Below are 23,601 nucleotides of genomic sequence, written 5' to 3'. Positions count from 1 at the left end.
CGGCCGGTCGCCCGCGACGCCGGGTCGGCCGGTCCATCCGGGACGGGCATCCGGGGATCACGCGCCACGTCCTGGCGTGGCACCGGCAACCGGCACTACGCTGCGAATGACACGTCATTCCAGAAGTGACATCGCATTCCCGGACGACCGCCGGACCGAAGGAGTACGCCCATGCCGATGGCCGGATTCAGGAGCACCACCCCGGACCCCCGCGACCCCACGGTCGCCACCGGCGCGGCGCCGGCGGTGCGATCGTGACCCGGCGGGCCCTGGTCATCGGTTGCGGTGGCACCATCGGCGGCGCCTGGGCCGTGGCCGCACTCGCGGCACTCGCCGAGCAACTGGCCTGGGACCCCCGCGAGGCCGATATCCTGCAGGGCACCTCCGCGGGCGCCGAACTGGTCACCCTGCTCGCCGGCGGGTACCGCGCCCGAGATCTGGTGGAGATGCACACCGGCCGCACCGAGGATCCCGTTCTCCGGCGGCATATCGCCGCGACTCCGGCCGGGGTCCCGCCCGTGCCCGCTCCCCTTCCACTCGCACCGGCCGGACTGCTGAAGGCCGGGGGCGGGCACACCCGCGTCACCGGAATCGCACCGCGTGGGCGCGGGGACGCCCGGTGGCTGCAACGGCTCGCCGATTCGGTCGCCGGACCCGACGGCCGGTTGCCGCATCCGGGCGCGCGGATGGTGGCCTACGACCCCCGGCGGGCGGAACGTGTCGTCTTCGGCGCCCCCGGCGCACCCGTCGCGACGGCCGGGGAGGCGCTGCGCGCGTCCTGGGCGGTACCCGCGTGGATGCCGCCGGTATCGATCGGCGGGCGGGTCTACGTGGACGGTGGCGCCGCGTCCACCGCGTCGGTCGATCTGATCGGCCCCGGCGAAGCCGACGAGATCTACGTCATCGCCCCGATGGCCTCCGCGGCCGGTGTCCGCGCGCCCGGTCCCGGCGGGCTCGCGGAACAGCGACTGCTGCGCAACCCCATGTCGGCGGTTTTGCGGCGCGAGATCGCGCTGGCCCGCGCGGACGGCCGGACCGTGGTCCCGATCATGCCGGGACCCGCCGATATGCGCGGGCTCGGCTGGAATTTCATGAACCACGGGCACCGCCGCGCCGCCTTCGACGCCGCCACGGTGCACGCACCGGAAGCCGTCGCCAGGGCGCTGGCCGCCGCCGGACGGCCGGCACCGAGGTAGTCCGGGCCCGTGCACACCGAATCTCCACAACTGGTACCGGTTCTCTCCACACGCGGTCGATAGGCTCGCCGACCATGGAACAGAACGCACCGGCCGGGGGAGGTACGGCGCGACGGATCCTGGTGGTGGACGACGAACCCACGATCGCGGAATCGGTCGCTGCCCGGCTGCGGGCCGAGGGCTTCACGGTCGAGACGGCGCACGACGGCCCGGCCGCCGTCGCGGCAGCGGGCGCTTTCACGCCCGATCTCGTCGTCCTCGATGTGATGTTGCCCGGCTACGACGGGCTTGAGGTGTGCCGGCGCATCCAGGCCGAACGCTCGGTCCCGGTCCTGATGCTCACCGCGCGGACCGACGAAACCGACCAGCTCATCGGTCTCGGTGTGGGTGCCGACGACTATCTGACCAAACCGTTCTCGCTGCGGGTCCTGGCCGCACGGGTCCACGCGCTGCTGCGCCGCGTCGAGCGCGCCGGGCAGGGCAACGGCGCGATCACCGTGGTCGGTGATCTCCGCATCGACGCCGACCAGCGCAGGGTCTGGCGCGGCGGAGTCGAAGCACAGCTCACCCCACTGGAATTCGACCTCCTCGCGCGGCTGGCCCGGCGCCCCCGCGCGGTGCTCGCCCGGGAGCGCCTGCTCGAAGAGGTATGGGACTGGGCCGATGCCGCGGGCACCCGGGCGGTGGACAGTCATATCAAGGCGCTGCGCCGCAAACTCGGCGCCGACCTGATCCGGACCGTCCACGGCGTCGGTTATGCCCTGGAGCCACGATGACGCGCCACGTATCCCCCCGGCCCGCGACCGCGGACGGCGAACCGGGCCCGGTGCCCACCCTGCGCCGGATATCGAATCGGGTGGCGGCGGCGTTGCCCCGGCCCCTGGACCGGATCCGCTCCCTCAAACTCAAACTGGCGATTCTGATGACCTTCGCCGGCGGCCTGGCCTTCGGCTGGTTCCGGTTGCGGATCGGCTGGCTGCCACCGATGACCACCCTCGCCGCCATGCTCATCGCACTCGTATCCTCCCAGTTCCTGGCCCACGGCATCACCATGCCGTTGCGGGAGATGACCGCCGCGGCCCGCCGGATGGCCCGCGGCGACTACACCACCCGCGTCCGCGCGTCCTCCCGCGACGAAGTGGGCCAGCTGGCCGAGGCGTTCAACCGGATGGCCGCCGATCTCGCCGCGGCCGACCGGCAGCGCCGCGATCTGATCGCCAATGTCTCGCACGAACTGCGCACGCCGATCACCGCGCTCAACGCCGTGCTGGAGAACCTGGTGGACGGCGTATCCGAACCCGACCCCCGGACACTCGAGACCGCGCTCGCCCAGACCGAGAGGCTGGGGCGCCTCGTCTCCGAACTCCTCGACCTGTCGAGTATCGAGGCGGGCGCCGTCCCGCTGGAGCGTGAAGAGTTCGCCGTCGCACCCCTTTTCGCCGAAGTGACCGCCGAGGTCGAGGTCATGACGGCGGCACTCGGCCGCGGTATCCGGTTCCACAGCGAAACGGACCCGGCCGGTGCCACCGTCTACGCGGATCGCGCCCGCCTCCATCAGGTGCTGGTGAACCTCCTCGACAACGCCGCCCGGCACGGCCCCGCGGGCGGTGCGGTGCGGATGCGGGCCCACCGCACGGGGACCGGCCTCGCCATCGATGTCGACGACGATGGCCCCGGTATCCCGCCCGATCAACGCGAACACATCTTCGACCGTTTCACCCGCGGCGGCCGCACCGACGGCGGCGGCACCGGCCTGGGCCTGGCCATCGCACGCTGGGTGATCGAACTGCACCACGGTTCCATCGCCGTGACCGGTCCCGGCTCACGTATCCGCGTCGTCCTCCCCTCCGCCCGGACACCCGACCTCTGACCCACCCCACCCCCGCACCCGGAAGCCGTTCGGCCCCGGGGCGATCCCGCACACCCCCAGGAGCACCACCATGCCCAGACGACTCGCCTCCGACGACACGGCGCCGAAGACCCGTGCACCGGAAGCGGCGGATGCCACCGCCCCCGGCACGGCAGCGGGACCCTCGAATCTGCCCGCACCCGCCCCGCCGCCCCGCTGGCGGCGGGTGGCCTATACCTCCGGCGCGCTGCCCGCGGCGGGGATCGCCGGTCTGGTCGCGGCGACCGCGGTCCCCGTGGACCGGCCCGGAATCGGCTGGTTGCTCGCGGGATCCGCCGCCGCCGGCGCGGTGATCGTGGTCCGCCGCCGCGCGCATCGGACGGCGAATCCGGACGCAGACCGGTCGGCCGGGACGAACCGGTATCGGGAACGACTGTTCTGGTCCATATCGGCACTGGCGCTGCTGGCGGTCGGTACCTTCCGGGCCGCCGAGTGGTTGTTCGTCCTGTGCCTGGCCGCCGCGACCGTGGCCGGATCGCTCGCGGTGGTGGATCGGCGGTCGGGCCGCGGGATTCTCCGGGACGCGATCGCGGTCCCGCTGGCATCCTTCGGCGGCCTCGCCTGGGCATACGCCGCCCAGGACGGGCGGCCGCGGCGAGCGGGCACGGCCACCCGGCGACTCGGTGTGTCGGTGGCCGTCACCGCCGGACTGCTCGCCGTGTTCGTACCGCTGCTGGCCGGCGCCGACGCCACCTTCGCCGCGCTGGTCGAAGGGCTGATCCCACAGGTGAACAGCGATGCCGCGGTGCGCTGGATCGTGCTGTTCCTGGCAGCGACCGCGGGCTGTCTGGGCGCGTTCTATCTGCTCGCCCGCACCCGTACCGAGGCGGCGACGGCGGATAAGGGCCCGGACAAGACGTTGGCCCGGCTCGAATGGGGTCTCCCGGTCGGCGCGCTGACGGCGGTGTTCACGGTCTTCGTGGGCGCACAACTGGTGGCCTTGTTCGGCGGCGACGACTATGTACAGCGCACCGCCGGGCTGACCTACGCGGAGTACGCCCGCGGTGGATTCTGGCAGCTGTCGGCGGTCACCGTGCTCACTCTGGCCGTCATCCTGCCGGTCCTGCACCGGGCCGCCCGGGATTCGGCCGCCGACCGGCAGTGGCTGCGAATCGTCCTGTGCGCGATCAGCGGGCTCACCCTGGTGATGATCGCGTCCGCGCTCGGGCGGATGTGGACCTATCAGCAGGCCTACGGATTCACGGTGCTGCGACTGCTGGTCGGCACCTGTGAGCTCTGGCTCGGCATCGTCTATCTCCTGGTGATCGTCGCTGTCCTGCGCCTGGAGGCGACCTGGTTGCCGCGCACCGCCGCCGGCACCGCCGTCGCCGCGCTGCTCCTGCTCGCCGTCCTGAATCCCGAGGCCCTGGTGGCCTCCGGGAATATCGACCGCTGGCAGCGCGGGGAGGAACTGGATATCGACTATCTCGCCGGAATGTCGGTCGATATCGTCCCCGCTCTCGACCGGCTGCCGGCGGGTCTCGGTCTCGAACTACGCGACCGGCTCGGCTCCGGGCTCGAAACGGACACCTGGAACAGCTGGAACCTTGCCCGGATGCGAGCCCGGTGACACCGGCGGCCGGCCGATCTCAGCGATATTCGGCCAAGCCCGCCGCCAGTTCCGCCGGATCACCGTCGCGCAGTCCCGCGAGCGCCTGCTGAAGCGCGAAGGTCGCGCGGATGGCCGCGATACGCGCGGCGAGCCCCGGATCGACCGGGCCGGCACGGGCCAGGATCGTATGCACGAACGCGCGCCCGTGGCCGGCCTCGATCGCCGCGAGATCCTCGGCCCGGTCCCCGAGGGCGATATCGTCCCAGTCGAGGACCCCGGTTATCCGCGGCACCCCGTCGCCGCACTCCCACAGCACGTTGTCCACGCCGAGGTCACCGTGGACGACCGCGTCGGCGCGCGGCCGGATCACCTCGAGCGCCGTGAGTTCCCGGTCCGCCCGGTCCCGCCCGCGGGCCGATAGCAGCGGGAACAGGTCCGCCCGCACCCGACGGGCGAAATCCGGCCAGCGGCCGGCCGGGGTACGCGGCAGCAGGCGCCGCGCGGCCGGGTCCTGCCCGGCGCCGGCCATCGCGGTCAGCATCCGCGCGTACCGATCCGCGACGGTATCCGCCGTATCGGAGCGGGCGAGCACCGCGGGATCGAGTGGGGCGCCGGGGATCCGGTCCAGCACCAGATAGGGCGTGGCGTCCTCGTCCCGGCCTTCCGCCAGCGGAACCGGTGTCCGGACCCCGAGGTCCAGCGCCCGGAGAGCATGTAATCTCCGCGCTCGTCCGGGCAGCCGCGCGGCCGCGGCGGGAGTACGCGGCAGGCAGACCACGCGGTCCGCACCCACGATCACCTCGTGGAACTGCCCTCGCCGCACTACCGTATCCGGCTCGCCCGGCAGCAGGTGCCGCAGCAGTTCGCGGCGGCGGTCACGGATATCCACCGGGTCGGCGGGATCACGCCGCGGAGCCGTACCGGCGGGTGACGAGGCGGGTTTCCGCGTGTGCTCCACCTGCCTCCCTCCGGTTCGGTCCCCGCACCGAACCGCGGAGGTCACGGCCGGGGCGGGGTCCGGGGCCGTGACGGCTTCCCCGGCAACGGAGTCCGGAGCCGACCACCTCGACGGCGCCCGCCGATATCCATGTTACTGTCCGGTAGGTCACAGGCGTGAAACAAGCCACGTTCGGCAGCGCGCTGTGATCCGGCACCCGGATACGGTTCCGGGGCGGACGGCATGGAGAGTGACGATGATTCGGAAACAGTGGCGTTCCCGGTGGGGGCTGCGCGGACCGGCAGGACGGGGCGCCGCGGTCGCGGTGGTTATCGCCTGCGCCGCCGCGGCGGTAGGGATCGCGGCGAATCAGCCGCAGGCGGCGGCGGCCCCGGACGATTTCTACCTCCCGCCGGCCCAGATCCCCGCCGAGCCCGGAGCCGTCATCAAGACCCGGCCCATGTCGCTGCTGGCCGCCCTGCCCACCGAACAGGGATGGCCCGGCAAGGCCGACCACGTCATGTACACCACCCGGCTGCAGGACGGCTCGCCGGTGGCGGTCACCGGGACCTATATCGACGCCGCGGGCCCGTGGCTGGGAGCGGGCCCGCGACCGACGGTGGTCATCGGCCCGGGCACCTCGGGCCAGGGCGACCGGTGCGCGATGTCGAAGGCGTTCTCCACCGGGATCTCGATCACCGCCGACCCCTCCCCCTCGCTGTCGGCGAACCAGGAACTGCCGTCGTCGGCGGTCTGGAGCCGGCTGGGCGCCCGCGTCCTGGTCACCGACTACGTCGGCCTGGGCACCCCCGGCATCCACACCTACGCCAACCGGATCGAACAGGCGCATGCCGTACTCGACGGCGCACGGGCCGCGAATGCGCTCGGCGGAGTCGGCGCCGACACCCCGGTGGTGTTCTGGGGTTACTCCCAGGGCGGCGGCGCCGTGGGCGCGGCCGCGGAGATGCAGACCGAGTACGCACCGGAACTGAACCTGCGGGGCACCTGGGCCGGCGGCCCGGTCGCCGATCTCGCCGAGATCCTGAAGCGGATCGACGGCGCGCTCATCGGCGGCGCCATCGGATTCGCCGTCAACGGCCTGCTGGCCCGCTACCCCGATCTGCAGAAGGCGGTGGACCGCGTCACCGGCCCGGCCGGGCGGGCCACACTCGCCGAGCTGAGCGATATGTGCATCGGGGACATCATCACCCACCACCCGTTCATGAAAACGAGTTCGCTGACCGTCGACGGACGCTCGCTCACCGAGCATCTGAACGAGATCCCCGAGGCCGCTCCGGCGCTGTCCGAACTCCGGCTCGGAAGCCGCGCACCGGCCACCCCCGTGCTGATCACCAGCGGCCTCAACGACGACACCGTCCCCTACAACCAGGCCCGGCGACTGGCCGACGACTGGTGCGGACAGGGCGCGACGGTCACCTTCCGCACCAACGACCTGCCGCCCATCCTGCCCGGCACCACCATCCCCAACCATTTCGGTCCCGAGATGATCGACGGGTTCGGCCCGGACAACGCGATCACCTATCTGCTCGATCGACTGGCGGGCAAACCGGTTTCCGGCTGCACGATCGACTGATCCCACCCGGCGGGGCGGCCGGGCGGCACATCGCCTGCCACCCCGCCGTTCCGTTCCCCGGCCGCCTCGGCCGAAGGTGATACCGATCACCACGTCGAGGCGGCCTTTTCGTTGTCCGGGCGCGGACCCGGCGATCCCCGGCGAAGCGGCGGCAAATGCCCCGATGACCGGCCCCGACGCTCCTCCGGCCCGGCGCATTCGCGCCCGCCGCAGCCGCTGTCACCGTTCCCGCACGCGTGCCGGCCCGGCCCACACACCGCGCCACGATCATCCCAAATGTCCGAAAAACTGCGGCTACCTGCACATTCACCGCCCACCCCGATAGTTGATTAGCGCAAGCAACCGATATATTGTTGATTACCGAAAGAAACTAATCACTGTCTTGGAGTCGTCGTGACCGTCTCAGCCGCCACCGCGCAGAAACTCCTCGGCGAGATGTTCCAGATCAGCCGGGCACTGCGGTCGGCACTGGCCCACTCCGACGCCGGCGAGCTCCTGCCCGGGGCTCTCGGGGTCCTCACCACCCTCGAGACGAGGGGCCCGTGCCGGCAGGTCGATCTCGCGAGCGATCTGCGCATCACCGCGTCGGCCATGAGCAGGCACATCACGGAACTGGCCGCCGCAGGATATATCAGCAGACGAGCCGATCCCAGTGACGGCCGGGCCGCACTGGTCGAGCTCAGCGGCGACGGGCAGAACCTGCTGCACCACGCGCGGGATATCCATACCCGCCATCTGCAGGAGACGCTCGGCGACTGGAGCGAGGACGACGCCGAACAGGCGTTCCTGGCCGTACGCCGACTCCGTAATTCCCTCAATGCCACCGATTCCGGCGACCGCTGTGGCGTACCGGACGAGAATTCGCAGGTTTCGAAAGAGAGAGCCGATGTCTGACACCGAGGCGCCCGCAGCCTCTCGCGATCCGCTCGCCATGAGCCATCGCCAGATCCTCGAAGCGATGACAGGCCTGCTGGCCGCGCTGTTCACCGCGCTGCTCAGCACCACCATCGTCGCCAACGCCCTACCCACCATCATCGCCGACCTACAAGGCTCCCAAACCGCCTACGCCTGGGTCATCACCACCGCCCTGCTCACCAACGCCGCCTCCACCCCCATCTGGGGCAAACTCGCCGACCTCTTCAACAAGAAGACCCTGGTCCAAACCGCCATCGTCATCTTCGTCATCGGCTCGGTCATCGCCGGACTCGCCCACAACGTCGGACTCCTGCTCGCCGCCCGCGCCCTCCAGGGCGTCGGCATGGGCGGACTGACCGCCCTCGTCGTCGCCATCATCGGCAGCATCGTCCCGCCGCGCGAACGCGGCCGCTACTCCGGCTACATGGGCGCGGTCATGGCCGTCTCCATGACCGGCGGACCCATCCTCGGCGGCGTCATCGTCGACAGCCCGCTGGGCTGGCGCTGGTGCTTCTACATCTGCATCCCGCTCGCCGTGATCGCGCTGTTCCTGCTGCAGCACACGCTGCGACTGCCCACGACGCGCAAGGACGACGTATCCATCGACTGGCCCGGAGCCCTGCTGCTCACCGCGGGCGTCTCGGTCCTGCTGATCTGGGTGTCCTTCGCCGGTAAGGCCGGCTACTACGAGTGGTGGTCCACCGAATCCGCGCTGTACGTCGGCGGCGGTGTCCTGCTGCTGCTCGCCACCGTGCTGGTGGAGTCGCGGGTCAAGGATCCGGTGATCCCGCTGAAGATCGTCACCGAACGCACCACCGCGCTGGCCATCATCGCCTCCATCGCCGTCGGCGTCGGCATGTTCGGGGCCACCACCTTCCTCGGCCAGTACCTGCAAACCGCCCGCGGCTACTCCCCCACCGCCGCCGGGCTGCTGTCCTCGCCGATGGTCGCGGGCATGCTCGTCGCGTCGGTCACCTCCGGTGCGCTGATCACCCGGTTCGGCAAATGGAAGCCGTTCGTGGTCTCCGGCGCCGCGCTGCTGGTGGTCGGATTCGGGCTGCTGTCCACGGTCGACCACGCCACCAATATGTGGCTGATCGGTACCTTCATCACCCTCACCGGCGCGGGCGTCGGCATGATGATGCAGAACCTCGTGCTTGCCGTCCAGAACACCGTCAGCGTTCAGAACATCGGCGCCGCCTCCAGCAGCGTCGCCTTCTTCCGCACCTTCGGCGGCGCCATCGGCGTCTCGGTCCTCGGCTCCGTCCTGGCCACCCGGGTGGCCGAACTGTCCAGTGCACGATTCGCCGAACTGGGCATCCCCACGGGCTCGTCCTCCGGCAGCGGCAATCTCGACCTGAAGGCGCTGCCCGCGCCCATCGCCGAGATCGTGCGCTTCTCATACGGCGACGCCACCGGGCGGATCTTCCTCATCGCCGCGATCGCGACGGTGGTGGCGCTCATCGCCGCCATCCTGCTGCCGAACCGCCCCCTGCGGCGCACCATCGATATCGAACCGGTGGCCGACCCCGCGGCCGCGGTCGCCGATCCGATGACCGCCGATCCGGCGAAAGACCGGGTGCCCGACGACCTCTCCGGTCTCGACACCACCCCGTACAACGTCCCCGAACCGGTGGGCGCGCAGGCCGGCGGAGAGCGGCGGCCCGACGGCACACCGGCCGAACCGGTACCGGTACCGGTCGGCGCCATGGCCGGTCCGGCGACCACCGGGCAGAACGGCCACGGCGTGTACGGCGCGGGCGCGCCCGCGACGACGACCCTGTCGGCGGGCGCGAGCACGGGTGGATCTCCGGAATCCGCGGCGCTCGAGGGCCGGATCACCCGGGACGACGGCGGCCCTGTCCTCGGTGCCGCGCTCACCCTGATCGACCAGCGCGGACATCAGGTCGCGCGGGCGATCGGCGGCGGCGACGGCAGCTACACCATCGGCGCCCCGGGAGCCGGGAACTACGTACTCATCGCCTCCGCGGCCGGGCACCGGCCCGCCGCGATCAATGTGGCGGTCAACGGACAGCTCGCGCGGCTGGACCTCACTCTGTCGGGACTGGGCGAACTCTCCGGCGTGGTGCGCTCGGCGCGCGGCGGTGAACCGCTGGCCGGGGCCACGGTCACGGTGACCGATCAGCGCGGCGAGGTCGTGGCCTCGGCCGCCTCGGGAACCGACGGCGCCTACCTGTGCCACGGCGTGGTGCCGGGTGTCTACACGCTGGTCGCGGTCGCACACCATATGCGCCCCAACGCCAGCGCGCTCACCGTGCCCGATACCGGCATGCTGCGCCACGACATCGAACTCGCCCCGATGGCGGTACTCACCGGCTCGGCCGGCGCCGAGGGCGGACGCGTCGCCACCGATATCCAGGTGACGGTGCTGGACGCGACCGGTGATGTCGTCGCGACCGTGCGCACCGACGAGAACGGCCGGTACGTGGTCACCGACCTGCCCGAAGGGCAGTACACGGTGGTCGCCCGCGGCTACCCGCCGGTCACCGGGCAGGTGAACGTCACCGGTGAGGAAGCCGGCTACGACATCCGGCTCGGATACGGAAACGAGGACCACGCATGACCGGACTGACCGCCCGCATCCGCACCCCCGAGAGCTGGCCACTGGCCGGCGCGGTACTCACCGTCACCGACGCCACCGGACATCAGATCGCCCGGGTCGTCGCCGACGAGACCGGCACGGTGGCCACCGAGGCCCTGCCCCAGGGCATTCACACCGCCGTCCTCACCGCGCCGGGCTATCAGCCGCTGGCCCGCACCGCCCAGATATCCGCGACGGGTACCGGGTCGCTCGGCGAGATCACCCTCGTCTCCGCCGTGGAGACCGTGGCGCTCCCGCCGGCCGGGCCCTGGACCATCGATCCCGTGCATTCGACGGTGATCGCCACCGCGCGCCACCTCGGCATCTCGAGTATCAAGGCCCGGTTCCCCGATGTCGGCGGGCGGATCGATATCGCCGAGCCCTTCGATCGGTCCTCCGGATACGCCGAGATCAAGGCCGCCTGTATCGATACCGGGATCACCATGCGTGACGATCATCTGCGCTCGGCGGATTTCCTGGACGTCGAACAGTATCCGGTTATCGCGTTCACCGGCCGCGGCCTGCGCCGTACCGGGGCCGACACCTGGGTGATGCCCGGCGAGCTGAGCCTGCACGGACAGCGGCGGCAGGTCGATCTCGACGTGACCTTCGGTGGCTTCGGCGCCGATCCCTGGGGCGGTGTCCGGGCGGCCTTCCACGCCGAAACGCTGCTGCACCGCAACGATTTCGCCATCGACTACAACGCGGTGGTCCGGGCCGGGGTGGCCGCGGTGGGCACCACGGTCAAACTGGAACTCGATATCCAGGTGGTCCAGGGCGAGCAACTTCCCGCTATGTGAGTTCCGCGGGCTCGGCCCGGGTATCGCCGCCGTCGTCGAGAGTGCGGATCACCCGGGCGGGATTGCCCACCGCCACCACACCGGCGGGCAGATCGCGAGTGACCACGGCGCCGGCACCGACCACGGTGTCGGCGCCGATCGTCACTCCGGCCAGAACGATCGCCCCGCTGCCGAGCCAGACGTTGTCGCCGATGGTGATCGGTTGCGCGGCCTCCCATTTCGCGCGCCGGCGCACCGGGTCCAGCGGATGCGTGGGTGTCAGTAGCTGGACATTGCTGCCGATCTGGACATCGTCACCGATCGTGATCGCCGCGACGTCGAGGGCCACCAGCCCGAAGTTCACGAAACTCCCCGACCCGATCCGGATCCGGGTGCCGTAGTCCACCCGCAGCGGCGGCCTGATCTCGGTGTCCTCACCCACCGCGCCGAGCAGGTCGGTCAACAGCGCACGACGGCGCGCGACCTCCCGCATCGGCGTGGCGTTGTAGGCCTCCATGAGATCCATCGCCCGCAGACTCAGTTCCCGCAGTTCCGGGTCGTCGGCGAGGTAGGGCTCCCCCGCCAGCATCAGCTCTCGCATCGTCCGGTTATCGGCCACGGGTCCGAGGGTAACCGCCGCCGCGCGCGGCGGCGGGATGGACGGCGTTGTGCCGGGCGAGCACCTCGAAGAGCGGATCGGCCGGACCGATGTCATAGGTTCGGGGACCCGTTCGCGGATCGGGGACGAACGCCCACAGCAGCGCACCCGCCGTCCCGGCGGCGCGCTGCCCGGCGATCTTGCGATCGATATCGGCGGCCCGCCGCCGCAGGGAGGAGTCCGAACCATCGGCGTACTGGCCGATTTCGCCGACCAGTAGCGCTTTACCCGCCGCCCGGGCCTGCGCTATCCGGCGGGCCAGCCCGTTCCACCGGTCGCCGGGGAGCGGCACCCCGTCGGCGTGATAGTCGTGGTACTGCAGAATATCGACGAACCGCGATTCGGCCAGATAGCCGTATTCGTCTCCGGCGGAACCACATTGGCCGCCACCCAGCAGACCCGCGGTGATCGGCACCCCGGGTGCGGCCGCACGCACCAGCGCCCCGGCCTCGTCCATGAAGGTGCGCAGCACCACCGCCGCGTCCGGGGGACAGACCCGCGCGGCCGCCGCGCAATCACCCCCGGGACAGCGGCCGGGCTCGGGCTCGCCGATGATCTCCCAGGCGGCGAGGGCGGGCGAATCCCGCCACCGCGATACCGCGGCGATCAGCCATTCCCGGAAGGAGGCGGCGATTCCGTGCGGCCGGGTCTGCCAGCCTCCGGTGTACCAGTCGTATTGTTTGTAGATCTCGTCCTCGCAGGCGCCGTCCTGCGCGGTCAGCACCGGGATCACCAGTTGCCCGTGCCGCCGGGCCGCGGTGAACACCGCGTCCACGGCCGACCAGTTCCGGGTGCCGGTCGCTTCCTCGGTGGCCAGCGCTTCGAAGGCGTTGAAGCGCGTCAGCGACCGCGCGGGCAGTGCGGCGAAATAACGGTCGAGATCGACCTGCGCACCGCAGCCGCGATTGACCGACCAGTCCGTCGCGAGCTGATAGGCGTCGAGGCCGGCGGGCCACCAGGGCGCCCCGTCCAGCCGCAACGCTCCCCCGGCGACGCTCACGCGACCTGCGGGCACACCCGAACCTCCGTCCTGGGAAATCCGGCCGCACCGCCCGGGCCGGCTGTCAGTTCAGCATCATCATCATGCCGAGGAACATCAGCATGAAGCCGAAGAAGTTGTTGGACATATCGATCCACCTCCGTACCGGCGACCGCGACCCATTCGCGGCCATTCACCGTTAGGTGACGGTACGATATTCAGCGGTTCGAATTTCCCACCCGCTCCCGGGACCGGGAACACCTCCGCCACGATCAGCCCGGCGACCCCAGATGGGCGTCGAAGAAGGCGAAGACCCGCCGCCACGCGTCGCCGCTGGCCTCTTCGTCGTATCCGAGCCCGGTCACCCGGATCACCGGTTCGACCGGAAGCCGGTTCGCGAACCCGTGGGTGACCCCCGGATAGGTCTTCACATCGTGCGGAACGCCGTATTCGTCGAGCACCCGCTCCATCCGTTCGGCCCGGTGGATATTGATGGGATCCAGCCGACCGTAACTCGCCACGATCGGGCAGCTCCCCCGCAGCATCTCGGCGTAATTGCCACGGCTGGTCGGATAGAACGGCGCCGCCGCGTCGAAACCCCGGGGCGCGGTCAGCAGGGCGAATCCGCCACCCATACAGAAGCCCGCCACCGCGACCTTGCCCGTACACGCCGGATCGTTGCGCAACCGGTCCAGCGCGGCGAGGATATCGCGCACCGCCCGGCCGTCACCGGTGAACAGCAGATCACGGAAAACCCCCGGCACACAGCGTGCGCCCCGGGCGAACAGATCGGGCGCCAAGGCCAGATATCCGTTGTCGGCGAGCATCCGCGTATGACGCCGGGTATCGGCGGTGAGACCGACGGCATCGTGGAGCACCACCACTCCCGGCCACGGCCCGGGGCCCTCCGGGGCTTCCCGGTGCGCGGCGATATCACCGTCGGGAGCAGCCAGCTGGATCATCGTCATCGGCGGGTCATCTCCTGTTCGAGTCCGGCATTTCGCGGCAACAGTGGTCGCGAGTCTAGTGCCGGACCGGGCCCGGTCGCCGATCACCGGCCGGGTGCGGCGACGATCGGCGACCCGGCGCTCAGTCGGGAACAGGGGACCCCACCACCCGCCCGGTCGCGGCGTCGACGGTCACCTCGAATTCCCGCCCGTCGGGGGTGACGACCTCGACCTCCCACCGCGGGGCGCCGTGTTCGGTCTCGAATTCTGCCGATACCGCCCGGCTGCCCGCGACCGCCGCCGCGGCGGTATCCATGGCCTGCTGCCGGTCGATACCGGGATCGGCGACCAGCGACCAGCCGCCGGTCGTGTCCGGTTGCGCTTGCGGTCCGTGGCCGAGGGTTACTCCGGCGACGGCGAGCGAGGCGATCGCGGTGAAGGCCGCGACCGCCGCGCCGACGAGCAGCCAGCGCAATCCGGTGAACGCGCGACGGAAGACAGATGCCATGGTGAAACCTCCTGTAGAGCAGCCCTTCCCGACTGCGATCACCACTGTGGCAGCGCGCAGCTGAAGCCCACCTGAAGCAACCTGAAGATCATTTCAGGCGGGTCTGACAGTCTTGGGGGATGCGCCTGCTGATCGTGGAGGACGAGAAGCGTCTTGCTCTCGCGCTCGCCCAGGGTTTGTCCGCGGAGGGTTTCGCTGTCGATGTCGTCCACGACGGCGCCGAAGGCCTGCTCCGCGCCACCGGTACCGACTACGACCTGATCATCCTCGACATCATGCTGCCGGGGATGAACGGCTACCGGGTGTGCTCCACCGTGCGCGCCGCCGGACACGAGACCCCGATCCTGATGCTCACCGCGAAGGACGGCGAATACGACGAAGCGGAGGGTCTCGACACCGGCGCGGACGACTATCTCTGCAAACCGTTTTCGTACGTGGTGCTGCTGGCACGTATCCGCGCGCTGCTGCGCCGCCGCACCCGTGGCGGCAGCCGGGTGCTGCGTATCGGCGATCTGGTCGTCGACCCCGCCACCAGGCAGTGTCTCCGTGGTGACCGCGAAGTATCGCTCACCGCGAAGGAATTCGCGGTCCTGGAGCACCTGGCGGTGCGCGCGGGCGAGGTGGTCTCGAAAGCCGATATCCTGCACCATGTCTGGGACTTCGCCTACGACGGCGATCCGAATATCGTCGAGGTCTACATCAGCACCCTGCGCCGCAAGATCGACGCCCCCTTCGGCTGCCGGACCATCCTGACGGTCCGCGGCGCGGGATACCGGCTGGCCGCCGACCGTGGCTGAGCGCGCATCGCGGTGGCGTTCGGTCCGGGCGCGCACGACTCTCGGCGCGACCGCGGTGGTCGCCGCCGGACTCGGCGCGGCGGGGCTCCTGGTTCTCACGGCCCTGCGCGGCAATCTCGTGGAGAGCGCGAGCCTGCAGGCCGAACACACCGGTCGCGATATCGTCGCCCAACTGGACGCCGGAACCGCGCTCGACCGGCTCCGCCTGCCCGATCCGGAAGACGAACCGGTACAGGTGGTCTCGATGGACGGTCGGGTACTGGCCGCCGACGAGGAACTGCGCGGCAGCCCACCGATGGCGGGGTTCGGCCCGTATGCCGCCGACGAGGACGACGACGATGCCGAGCAGTTCGACGAGGACGAAGACAGCGACGAGGACGACGAGACGGCGCCCGGCGGTACAGCCGCCGGTGTCGGGGCCGCGGCACCCGGCACCGGCGACGACGCCGGGATCGCGTCGGCGGCGACCGAGGCCGTGTTCGGTGATGTCGAGCTCGCCGTGGACGACCCCACCACCACCGACCGATTCCGGGTCGCCGCGCTCGCCGGTACCGCACCCGACGGCCGGCCGGTCACCGTGTACGCCGGGACCTCGCTGGATACCGCCGACAGCGCGGTGGCCGATGCGCGCGCGGCCATGCTGACCGGTCTGCCGCTGCTGCTCGTGCTCGTCGCCGCGGTGACCTGGCTGGTGACCCGTCGGGCGCTGCGCCCGGTGGAGGCGATCCGTACCGAACTCGCCGAAATCATGCACGGCGACCTGTCGCGCCGGGTTCCGGAACCCGCGTCCCGCGACGAGATCGCGCGGCTGGCCATCACCACCAACGACACTCTCGCCGCCCTGGAGGAATCCGCGCAGCGGCAGCGTCGTTTCATCGCCGACGCGGCCCACGAACTGCGTAGTCCGATCGCCAGCCTGCGGACCCAGCTCGAGGTCGCGCAGGCGCATCCGGGGCTGCTCGAACCGGGCGGACTGCTCGAGGACACGGTCCGGCTGGAACATCTGGCCGCGGATCTACTGCTCCTGGCCCGGCTCGACGCCGGTGAGCAGCCGCGCAGCGAACGGGTGGCGCTGACCGAGCTCATCCGCGGTGAACTCGACCGTCGCCCCGCCGACCGGATCCCGGTCGGCTTCGCGGCCTCCGATACGCCGATCACCGTTCTCGGCAGCCGCACCCAGCTCGCCCGGGTCCTCGGCAATCTGGTCGACAACGCGCAGCGTCACGCCGCCACCACGGTGCGAGTGGAGCTGACCCGCGGACACAACACCGCGGTGGTCACCGTCGCCGACGACGGGCCGGGCGTACCCGAGGCCGATCGGGCGCGAATCTTCCAGCGTTTCGTCCGGCTCGACGATGCCCGCAGCCGCGACGACGGCGGTGCCGGGCTCGGACTGGCCATCGTCCGCGATGTCATCGAACGCCACCGGGGCACCATCCGCTGTGGAACCGGAGCCCTCGGCGGGGCCCACTTCATCGTGGAACTGCCCGCCTCCGGCGACGCGTCCTGACCGCCGGAACCCGGCCGCGGTCAGGCGGCCGGCGCGTATTCGTCTTCGTCGGCCAGCGCCTGCTCGCGCAATGTCTTCAGCGTCTTGGCCAGAATGCGCGATACCTGCATCTGCGAAATCCCGAGCCGCTCGGCGATCTGCACCTGTGTCAGTCCGCCGAAGAACCGCCACACGAGTACCTGACGCTCACGCCGGGGCAGCGCCTCGATGAGCGGACGCACCGTCATGGCGTCCTCGAGCAGTTCGTAGCAGGGTTCCTCGCTGCCCAGCCGGGCCAGTACGGCCGGCGGCGCACTGTCGTCGTCCTGGTCCCGCACGGTGGCGTCGAGGGAGTTGCTGGTGTGCCCGTTGCCCGCGATGAGCGCCTGGGTGACGTCGGTCAGTTCCACGTCGAGCTCCGTCGCGATCTCGCGCGCGGTCGGCATCCGGCCCAGCCGCTGGTAGAGCTCCTCGGTGGCCGGTCCCACCCGCAGATGCAGTTCCTTGGTGCTGCGGGGCACCCGCACCGCCCAGGTGTGATCGCGGAAGTGGCGGCGCACCTCACCCATCACCGTGGGTACCGCGAACGAGAGGAACGAACTGCCCCGGCCGGTGTCGAAGCGGTCCACCGCGTGCACCAGTCCGACGCGCGCGATCTGGAGCAGATCGTCGAAGGCCTCACCGCGGCCGGTGAAACGGCGCGCGATGTGTTCGGCCAGCGGCAGGCTCAGGTGCAGGATGTGGTCCCGCAGCTCCCGCCGGTGCGGATCGTCCGGGGCAAGGGCCTCCATCTTCTCGAACCAGGGTTCGATGTCGTCGTAACTGTCGCCGCCACGGCGTGACCGCGACGGGCTGGGTGCGGTGGCGGTCCGGCTCGGCGCCGCGACAGCGGTCGTATCGTTCATCTGGGCTCCTCGGGCGTCCCAATCGGCTCGGTGATCGGCTCGACCTCACGTTGATACCCGCGTCCGCGTGATCGAAACGTGATCAGGTCAGATTTGCCCGAACAAAAGCGAACTCGCTGCTCCCGGCGCCGCGGTCGTCAGTGCTCGCCGTGCCGGATCTCCTCGCGCGGTTGCGCGAAACGGACGGTCTCCCAGCCGATCAGCACCACCAGTACCGCGCACAGGATCGACAGCGAGGCCAGCGCCGGCAGTGCGGCCGCCGGCGGAATCAGGGCGAACAGCACGACGACGGCCACCACCCGCGATATCGTGACCTGTCCCGTCGCATACGCTTTGCAGCCCACCAGGCCGATCAGGTAGAGCGCCACACCGCCGTACAGCGCGAAGAGCGGAATACCGTACAGCGCGTCGGTGAGCGAGTGATGCGAGCTGTCACCGACGTAGTACAGCACCTTCTTCAAACCCAGCGACAGCGCGATGATTCCGACGATCATCGGGAAATGCCAGTAGGTGTAGCTGTTCCTGGCGATCTTGATCTGCCGGTCACCGTCGGCGGCGGCCAGCGCGTGTTCCACCGACAGCGCCGCGACATCGAAATACGCCCACCAGAGCAGCCCCGAGATGGCGAGCCCCAGTAGCGATCCGAGGGTGATCGGCCAGGAGATGGGTAGCGCCGCGACACCGATCCCGATCGAGACGATCGACTCGCCCAGCGCCACGATGATGATCAATCCGTAGCGTTCCGAGAAATGCCGGGCCGAGTTCACCCGCCAGCCCTCGCCCGCCAGCAGGGTCCAGAGCATATCGCCGACGATGGCCGCGATCCACAGCGCGATCTGCACGGCGCCGGAGGTCATCGCCGCGATGACCAGCAGCGCGGTCCCGATGGTGATCGATCCCAGCCCCCACCGGACCACCTGCTCGCGCAGGCCCGGATCCGAGGCGCTGGCCAGCCAGAACATCACCAGGTGCACCAGCCGGGCCACCAGGTAGGCGATGGCGAACACCAGCGGCCCGAACCAGCCGCCGGGCAGATCGTGGAACGCCTCCGGAATGGTGAGGGCCGCGATGAACGCGGCGCCCATGGCGACGAACATCGCCACCCGGGCCAGTCCCTCGTCGGCCCGCACCACATTGCCGAGCCAGCTGTAGGCGATCCAGACCCACCACATCACCGCGAGCACCAGCAGTGCGCGCAGCATGTTCTTCGCGGTCGTCTCGTCGGCGGCCAGATCGGTGACCTTGGTCAGCGCGAAGACGAGGACCAGGTCGAAGAACAGCTCGAGCTGGGTGACCGCGGCGCCCTGCGCGACAGGTTGCAGGCGCACCCGATTGGATCCACTCATAGCGCAGATCCTCGCACCCGGCGAGGCCGATCGCACTTTCCTCCACACCCGACGGCCGACTCCCACCGGGTACGCCGCCCGCAGGGCCGTACCTCCCACATTGCGCAACCAGTAGTTGCGTTACACGGAAGGATCGCCTACCGTGTAACGCAACCAAACGTTGCATGTAGAGGAGTGATCATGGAATACGGGAGCATCGAACGTGAGATCCATGTCGACGCGGCGCCCGAGATCGTCTTCGAGGTCGTCAGCAGACCCGAGCACATCTCGGAATGGTGGACCGACGGCGCCACCTTCGATCCCTCCCCCGGATCCGTCGGCGAACTCGTCTGGGGCGAGCGCGAGGACGTCTCCCCGATCAAGGTCATCACCTCGGAACCGCCGCGGGTGTTCGCCTTCCGCTGGCGCTACCCGGACGCCGTGGACGACACCGAATCGTCGCTCCTGGTGACCTTCGAACTCGTCCCCGCCGGCACCGGCACCCGGATCAGGCTCACCGAAACCGGTTTCCGGGAAATGGGCTGGGAGGCCGCCGTCCTGGAAGAGCAGTACCGCGCCCATACCGACGGCTGGGATTTCTACCTCCCGCGGCTCGGCGACTACCTGGCCGGTCTGGTGTCGACCCCATGAGCGCCACCGTCGACGACGATCTGTGGTCGGCGGTCGGCGATCCGACCCGCCGCCGCATGCTCGACCTGCTCCTCGCCGAGGGCGAGGGCACGGCGACCGGCCTCAGCGGGCAACTTCCCGTGACCCGCCAGGCCGTCGCCAAACATCTGGCCGTACTCCACCGCGTCGGACTCGTCCACGCCACCCCCGCCGGCCGGGAGCGTCGATACCGGGTGGACGAGGCCCAGCTCGCCCGCGCCGTCGCCCAGCTCGCCTCGGTCGGCGCGGCCTGGGACGCGCGCCTGCAGCGCATCAAGCGGATCGCCGAAGCCATCCAGCGCGAACAGGACCGGCGGTCCGCTCAGCAGTGAAATCCGCGAACACCCGCACCGAAACGAGGACACATCATGGTGAACATCCTGCACAGAGTGGGAATCCGCACCTCCCCCTCCGACGTCTACAAGGCCCTCACCACCACCGACGGCCTCGCCGGATGGTGGACCACCGACACCACCGGGACCGGTGACGAACTCGGCGGACGACTGGAGTTCCGCTTCGGAGCCGACGGCTTCGATATGGAGGTCCGCGATCTCGAACCCGACCGTCGTATCCGCTGGGAGGTCGTCGGGGGACCCGACGAATGGATCGGCACTCATATCGACTGGAAGCTCGACCGCTCCGGCGACTGGACCGTCGTCCTCTTCGAGCACACGGACTGGCGCGAGCCGGTGGAGTTCATGTACCACTGCAGCACCAAATGGGCGACCTTCCTCCTGAGCCTGAAGTCTCTGGGTGAAACGGGCCGGGGCGCCCCGGCGCCCGACGACGTCGAAATCGACAATTGGAACTGACCTGCCACCTGCGGCGTCGGCGGAGTATCGGCCGGAATCGGACCGACTCCGCCGAATACGCCACGAACTGCGGATAACCTTGTTACCGTCATGCTGCTGAGTGCGGCGGCCGGGCGCTGGACCAGCACGGAGCCGGGCTGCCGACCGATATCGGTTCGCGCGGGATCCGGCCCACGCGAACCGGCCGTGTCATACAGCAGAGCAGTTCGATCAGGACGGAATGGCACTTATGACAGTTCGACTCGCTGTATCCGACGGCCCCGCTACCGCCGCCCCCACTACCCGGAAACGGTCACCCAGGCCGCGCCCGCTGCGTAGCCGAATCGTGATCGTCACACCCTCCGCGGCCGCGGCCGTGCTCCGGCTGGGCGGCTGGCTCTTCGACCGGACCACCGCGGGCTGGGAGACCATCGCGCTCACCGCGGGACACGAGGGGACACGAGCCCTCGAGATCGTCGGCGCGACAGTGCTGGATCTCGACGAAACCCTGAGCCGCGCCGACTGGGCGGCCGATATCGACGAACTCGCGGTATGCGCCGAGATGTACTCCGCCGATCTCCGGGTCCGGGATGCGGTGCGCAGTCGGCTCGATCGCGGGACCGAGCACACCTACCTGTGGGGCGGCACCCCCGCCGAACCGGATGCCGACGCCGCGCTCACCCGCCATCGCGTCAGCCTCGCCGGCCTGGCATTCAAGCGCCGCGCCCTGGAGGCCGCGGGAGCCGAGTGCGGGCCCACCGAAAACGAAGAGACCTTCTGGCCGGCGAACCGCCGGAGATAATCCCTATTCCGAGGGTGCCGCGCCCGCCGGTTGCCGGCCGGGGCGCGGCGTATACGGCGACAGCAGCGCGGAATCCAGCCCGCCCGTGCCCTCGCCGGACGGCCTGCGCACCGCCAGCCGGGAATTATCGCTGGTGAGCCGGTGCAGTACCCGCGCGATCGACGACAGGATGGTGGGGACGTCGGCGGAACCGTCGACCAGCCGGCCGACCATCGCATAGCAGAGGTTGATCATGACCAGCGCGATATCGGCGACATAGTCCGGGTCCAGCCCGTCGAGAAGCTCGGCGGCCGCCGGGACCACCGCATCGAAGCCCTGACTGTCCAGCCTGTGCCCACCCGGGGTGACGCGGGCGTAGTAAAAGGCCTCGGCCATCCGCGGACTGCGCTCCCACGGCTGGAATACGCCCTCGATCAGGCGCATCAGACCGCGATCCAGTGGTTCGTCCGGCGGCGGCGAGGCCAGCTCGGTATAGGAGTTGTCGGCCATCCACCTCTCGACGGCCGCCAGGATCAACGCGTCGCGGTTGCTGTAGTGCTGGTAGATCGTGGTCAGCGAGACCCGGGCGCGTTTGGCGACCGTACGCAGCTGCACCGCGTCGTAGCCGTCGGACTCGACGATCTCCACCACGGCGCCGATTATTTTCGCCGCCGTGGCCGATTCACCGAGACCGTTCACCGGGCTATGGTAGCCCGGCCTTGCCCGGCAGCGGCCCCATCACGGTGAATCATGCCGGAAACAGCGTCGGCCACATCATCATTCGAGCGCGCGCACCCGCTGGCACCCCGAAACCCACCGAACCAAGGTTAGGATTACCTTTCCACGGAGTTGATCACGGGTCGTTCGCTGCCGTGGCCGATGAAATACCGATGATGAGGGGTTCCCATGACTGCCACTTCGACGCTCGACCGCGCCGGCGACACCACAACTCCGGATCGAACCGCATCCGCCGATATCGGTCTGCTGATCCTGCGGGCGGCGTTCGGACTCCTGTTCGCCGCGCACGGCGCCCAGAAGCTGTTCGGCTGGTTCGGCGGGGACGGCCTGACCGCCAACAACGCCGGTTTCGAGAAGATGGGCTTCCATCCCGGCAGCGTGTTCGGCACCATGGCCGGTCTCAGTGAACTCGCGGGCGGACTGCTGCTGACCCTCGGCGCGTTCACCCCGCTGGCCGCGGCCATCGTCCTGGGCACCGCCCTCGTCATCGTCGATACCGGCTTCCACAAAGGGCTGCTCGGCGGTTACGAGCTGGGCCTGCTCTTCGCGGTCGTCGCCCTGGCGGTCGCCTTCACCGGCCCCGGCCGGCTGTCCGTGGATTCCGGCCGCCCCTGGGCCCGCACCGGCCCCGTCTGGGGCGCGATCTCGGTGGCTCTCGCGGTCGCGGCCGCGGTGGTGACGCTGGTTTTCAAGGCAGTTCTCTAGTCCGGCCCACCTCCGGCCCGATCGGCGCCGGAGTCCGGCGCACCGGGTAGACGGCGATTCGGCACGGCCGAATCGCCGTCTGTGCGTTATGCTTCCTTCGAGCCGTAGCGCTCTTCGATCGGCCCGGACCACGGTCTCGGCGCAACCGGTCCCCTATCGCTCCCCGCCCGTCTCCGGGCCGGCGACTCGACACACCTTCTCGGTTCCTCTCCCACCGGAAGTCTCACTGCCGTCCCGTGGACCGACGGCCCCTCTCACCCCTCATCGAACCCGTCCGGCACACACCGGACGGGCCCGAACCGACCCCGAAGACAGGAGCCATATGTCATGGGCACCCACGGAATAACCACCGGCACCGAGCGCGTCCTCCTCGAGAGCATGCTCGACGACAACCGCGCCGCACTCGTCGCGACCGTCCGCGGCCTGTCCGAGACCGCGGCCCGCCGCCGGCTCGTGACCTCCCTGACCACGCCGATCTCCCTCGTCAAGCATGCCGCCGCCGCCGAGCGAATCTGGTTCCAGCGTTTCTGGGCCGGACGCACCGAATCCGAATGCGACGGCTATTCCCGCCGCGACGAAGGCACCTTCGCCGTCGCCGACGACGAAACGCTGGCCGATGTGATCGCCGAGTTCGAACGCGCGGGCGAACAGTCCCGTGCGATCGCGTCCCGCTTCGCACTCGACGACACCAAGCACAACCCGCGCGAGGGCACCGTCAGCATGCGGTGGACCCTGCTCGCCATGATCCAGGAGTTCGCCAGGCACGCGGGCCACGGCGATATCCTGCGCGAGCAGCTGGACGATCCCGGATCCCGGTAGGAACGG

The 23,601-nt window shown here is 70.1% G+C and carries 24 protein-coding genes; 16 read left to right on the top strand and 8 right to left on the bottom strand.

All coding sequences use genetic code 11. The annotated features are described in order from the left end of the window. The first annotated feature begins 254 nt into the window (after positions 1-254). The 4 genes from ACZ6SF_RS05485 (at position 255) to ACZ6SF_RS05470 (ending at position 4,675) form a co-directional block, all read left to right on the top strand. Entirely contained in the window at positions 255-1,196 is a 942-nt protein-coding gene (locus ACZ6SF_RS05485) for a patatin-like phospholipase family protein (RefSeq protein WP_466060753.1), read from the top strand. A gap of 74 nt (positions 1,197-1,270) precedes the next feature. Then, entirely contained in the window at positions 1,271-1,972 is a 702-nt protein-coding gene (locus ACZ6SF_RS05480) for a response regulator (RefSeq protein ID WP_466060752.1), read from the top strand. A 146-nt stretch (positions 1,973-2,118) separates the two neighbouring features. Then, positions 2,119-3,066, top strand: coding sequence for a HAMP domain-containing sensor histidine kinase (locus ACZ6SF_RS05475; RefSeq protein ID WP_466061352.1), 948 nt, complete (start codon positions 2,119-2,121; stop codon positions 3,064-3,066). A 70-nt stretch (positions 3,067-3,136) separates the two neighbouring features. Further along, the gene (locus ACZ6SF_RS05470) at positions 3,137-4,675 is read left to right on the top strand and encodes a DUF4153 domain-containing protein (RefSeq protein WP_466060751.1); all 1,539 of its coding nucleotides are present in this window, start codon (positions 3,137-3,139) and stop codon (positions 4,673-4,675) included. Positions 4,676-4,694: 19 nt separating this feature from the next. Here ACZ6SF_RS05470 and ACZ6SF_RS05465 read toward each other — a convergent pair whose 3' ends face one another. After that, a complete protein-coding gene (locus ACZ6SF_RS05465) occupies positions 4,695-5,546 on the bottom strand; it encodes a phosphotransferase family protein (RefSeq protein ID WP_466061351.1) in 852 nt (283 codons plus the stop codon). Between the two features lie 304 nt (positions 5,547-5,850). Here ACZ6SF_RS05465 and ACZ6SF_RS05460 point away from each other — a divergent pair, with 304 nt between their 5' ends. The 4 genes from ACZ6SF_RS05460 to ACZ6SF_RS05445 all read left to right on the top strand — a co-directional run bounded on the left by ACZ6SF_RS05460 (position 5,851) and on the right by ACZ6SF_RS05445 (position 11,505). Then, on the top strand, positions 5,851-7,188 hold the full coding sequence (locus tag ACZ6SF_RS05460) for a lipase family protein (RefSeq protein ID WP_466060750.1): 1,338 nt from the start codon (positions 5,851-5,853) through the stop codon (positions 7,186-7,188). A gap of 393 nt (positions 7,189-7,581) precedes the next feature. Further along, positions 7,582-8,082 carry a MarR family winged helix-turn-helix transcriptional regulator gene (locus ACZ6SF_RS05455; protein ID WP_466060749.1) on the top strand — a complete coding sequence of 167 codons (501 nt, stop codon included), beginning with the start codon at positions 7,582-7,584 and terminating at the stop codon, positions 8,080-8,082. Then, positions 8,075-10,687: an MFS transporter gene (locus ACZ6SF_RS05450; protein ID WP_466060748.1), complete on the top strand. Its 2,613-nt coding sequence runs from the start codon at positions 8,075-8,077 to the stop codon at positions 10,685-10,687. The genes ACZ6SF_RS05455 and ACZ6SF_RS05450 overlap by 8 nt, the downstream gene beginning before the upstream one ends. Then, entirely contained in the window at positions 10,684-11,505 is an 822-nt protein-coding gene (locus tag ACZ6SF_RS05445; protein ID WP_466060747.1) for a YceI family protein, read from the top strand. Before ACZ6SF_RS05450 ends, ACZ6SF_RS05445 begins: the two co-directional genes overlap by 4 nt. Here ACZ6SF_RS05445 and ACZ6SF_RS05440 read toward each other — a convergent pair. The 4 genes from ACZ6SF_RS05440 to ACZ6SF_RS05425 all read right to left on the bottom strand — a co-directional run bounded on the left by ACZ6SF_RS05440 (position 11,498) and on the right by ACZ6SF_RS05425 (position 14,576). Next, positions 11,498-12,085: a sugar O-acetyltransferase gene (locus tag ACZ6SF_RS05440; protein WP_466061350.1), complete on the bottom strand. Its 588-nt coding sequence runs from the start codon at positions 12,083-12,085 to the stop codon at positions 11,498-11,500. The genes ACZ6SF_RS05445 and ACZ6SF_RS05440 overlap by 8 nt on opposite strands. A gap of 7 nt (positions 12,086-12,092) precedes the next feature. Further along, positions 12,093-13,157, bottom strand: coding sequence for a beta-mannosidase (locus ACZ6SF_RS05435; protein ID WP_466060746.1), 1,065 nt, complete (start codon positions 13,155-13,157; stop codon positions 12,093-12,095). Positions 13,158-13,393: 236 nt separating this feature from the next. After that, complete coding sequence (locus ACZ6SF_RS05430) at positions 13,394-14,089, bottom strand: dienelactone hydrolase family protein (RefSeq protein WP_466060745.1); 696 nt, start codon at positions 14,087-14,089, stop codon at positions 13,394-13,396. 121 nt (positions 14,090-14,210) lie between these two features. Further along, positions 14,211-14,576 carry a PepSY domain-containing protein gene (locus tag ACZ6SF_RS05425; protein ID WP_466060744.1) on the bottom strand — a complete coding sequence of 122 codons (366 nt, stop codon included), beginning with the start codon at positions 14,574-14,576 and terminating at the stop codon, positions 14,211-14,213. A 119-nt stretch (positions 14,577-14,695) separates the two neighbouring features. Here ACZ6SF_RS05425 and ACZ6SF_RS05420 point away from each other — a divergent pair, with 119 nt between their 5' ends. Further along, complete coding sequence (locus tag ACZ6SF_RS05420) at positions 14,696-15,373, top strand: response regulator (protein ID WP_466060743.1); 678 nt, start codon at positions 14,696-14,698, stop codon at positions 15,371-15,373. After that, positions 15,366-16,883: a sensor histidine kinase gene (locus tag ACZ6SF_RS05415; RefSeq protein WP_466060742.1), complete on the top strand. Its 1,518-nt coding sequence runs from the start codon at positions 15,366-15,368 to the stop codon at positions 16,881-16,883. The genes ACZ6SF_RS05420 and ACZ6SF_RS05415 overlap by 8 nt, the downstream gene beginning before the upstream one ends. A 20-nt stretch (positions 16,884-16,903) precedes the next feature. Here ACZ6SF_RS05415 and ACZ6SF_RS05410 read toward each other — a convergent pair whose 3' ends face one another. Continuing rightward, positions 16,904-17,767, bottom strand: a complete 864-nt coding sequence (locus ACZ6SF_RS05410) for an RNA polymerase sigma factor SigF (RefSeq protein ID WP_466060741.1) — start codon at positions 17,765-17,767, stop codon at positions 16,904-16,906. A 137-nt stretch (positions 17,768-17,904) separates the two neighbouring features. Then, positions 17,905-19,113, bottom strand: coding sequence for a low temperature requirement protein A (locus tag ACZ6SF_RS05405; protein ID WP_466060740.1), 1,209 nt, complete (start codon positions 19,111-19,113; stop codon positions 17,905-17,907). Positions 19,114-19,293: 180 nt separating this feature from the next. On the opposite strand from ACZ6SF_RS05405, the gene ACZ6SF_RS05400 reads away from it, so the two are divergent. The 4 genes from ACZ6SF_RS05400 (at position 19,294) to ACZ6SF_RS05385 (ending at position 21,354) form a co-directional block, all read left to right on the top strand. Next, positions 19,294-19,743, top strand: a complete 450-nt coding sequence (locus tag ACZ6SF_RS05400) for an SRPBCC domain-containing protein (RefSeq protein WP_466060739.1) — start codon at positions 19,294-19,296, stop codon at positions 19,741-19,743. Then, positions 19,740-20,093 carry an ArsR/SmtB family transcription factor gene (locus ACZ6SF_RS05395; protein ID WP_466060738.1) on the top strand — a complete coding sequence of 118 codons (354 nt, stop codon included), beginning with the start codon at positions 19,740-19,742 and terminating at the stop codon, positions 20,091-20,093. The genes ACZ6SF_RS05400 and ACZ6SF_RS05395 overlap by 4 nt, the downstream gene beginning before the upstream one ends. A 36-nt stretch (positions 20,094-20,129) precedes the next feature. Continuing rightward, positions 20,130-20,573, top strand: a complete 444-nt coding sequence (locus tag ACZ6SF_RS05390; RefSeq protein WP_466060737.1) for an SRPBCC family protein — start codon at positions 20,130-20,132, stop codon at positions 20,571-20,573. A gap of 325 nt (positions 20,574-20,898) precedes the next feature. Further along, positions 20,899-21,354, top strand: a complete 456-nt coding sequence (locus tag ACZ6SF_RS05385) for a hypothetical protein (RefSeq protein ID WP_466060736.1) — start codon at positions 20,899-20,901, stop codon at positions 21,352-21,354. Between the two features lie 3 nt (positions 21,355-21,357). On the opposite strand, the gene ACZ6SF_RS05380 is transcribed toward ACZ6SF_RS05385, so the two are convergent. Then, positions 21,358-22,032, bottom strand: coding sequence for a TetR/AcrR family transcriptional regulator (locus ACZ6SF_RS05380; RefSeq protein ID WP_466060735.1), 675 nt, complete (start codon positions 22,030-22,032; stop codon positions 21,358-21,360). A 207-nt stretch (positions 22,033-22,239) separates the two neighbouring features. On the opposite strand from ACZ6SF_RS05380, the gene ACZ6SF_RS05375 reads away from it, so the two are divergent. Continuing rightward, positions 22,240-22,776: a DoxX family protein gene (locus ACZ6SF_RS05375; protein WP_466060734.1), complete on the top strand. Its 537-nt coding sequence runs from the start codon at positions 22,240-22,242 to the stop codon at positions 22,774-22,776. 327 nt (positions 22,777-23,103) lie between these two features. After that, on the top strand, positions 23,104-23,595 hold the full coding sequence (locus ACZ6SF_RS05370; protein ID WP_466060733.1) for a DinB family protein: 492 nt from the start codon (positions 23,104-23,106) through the stop codon (positions 23,593-23,595). Positions 23,596-23,601 lie beyond the last annotated feature (6 nt).

Source organism: Nocardia sp. NPDC049935, assembly GCF_055586645.1.
The sequence above is the reverse complement of the archived record's forward strand: the minus strand, read 5'-3'. Positions and strand labels throughout refer to the sequence as shown.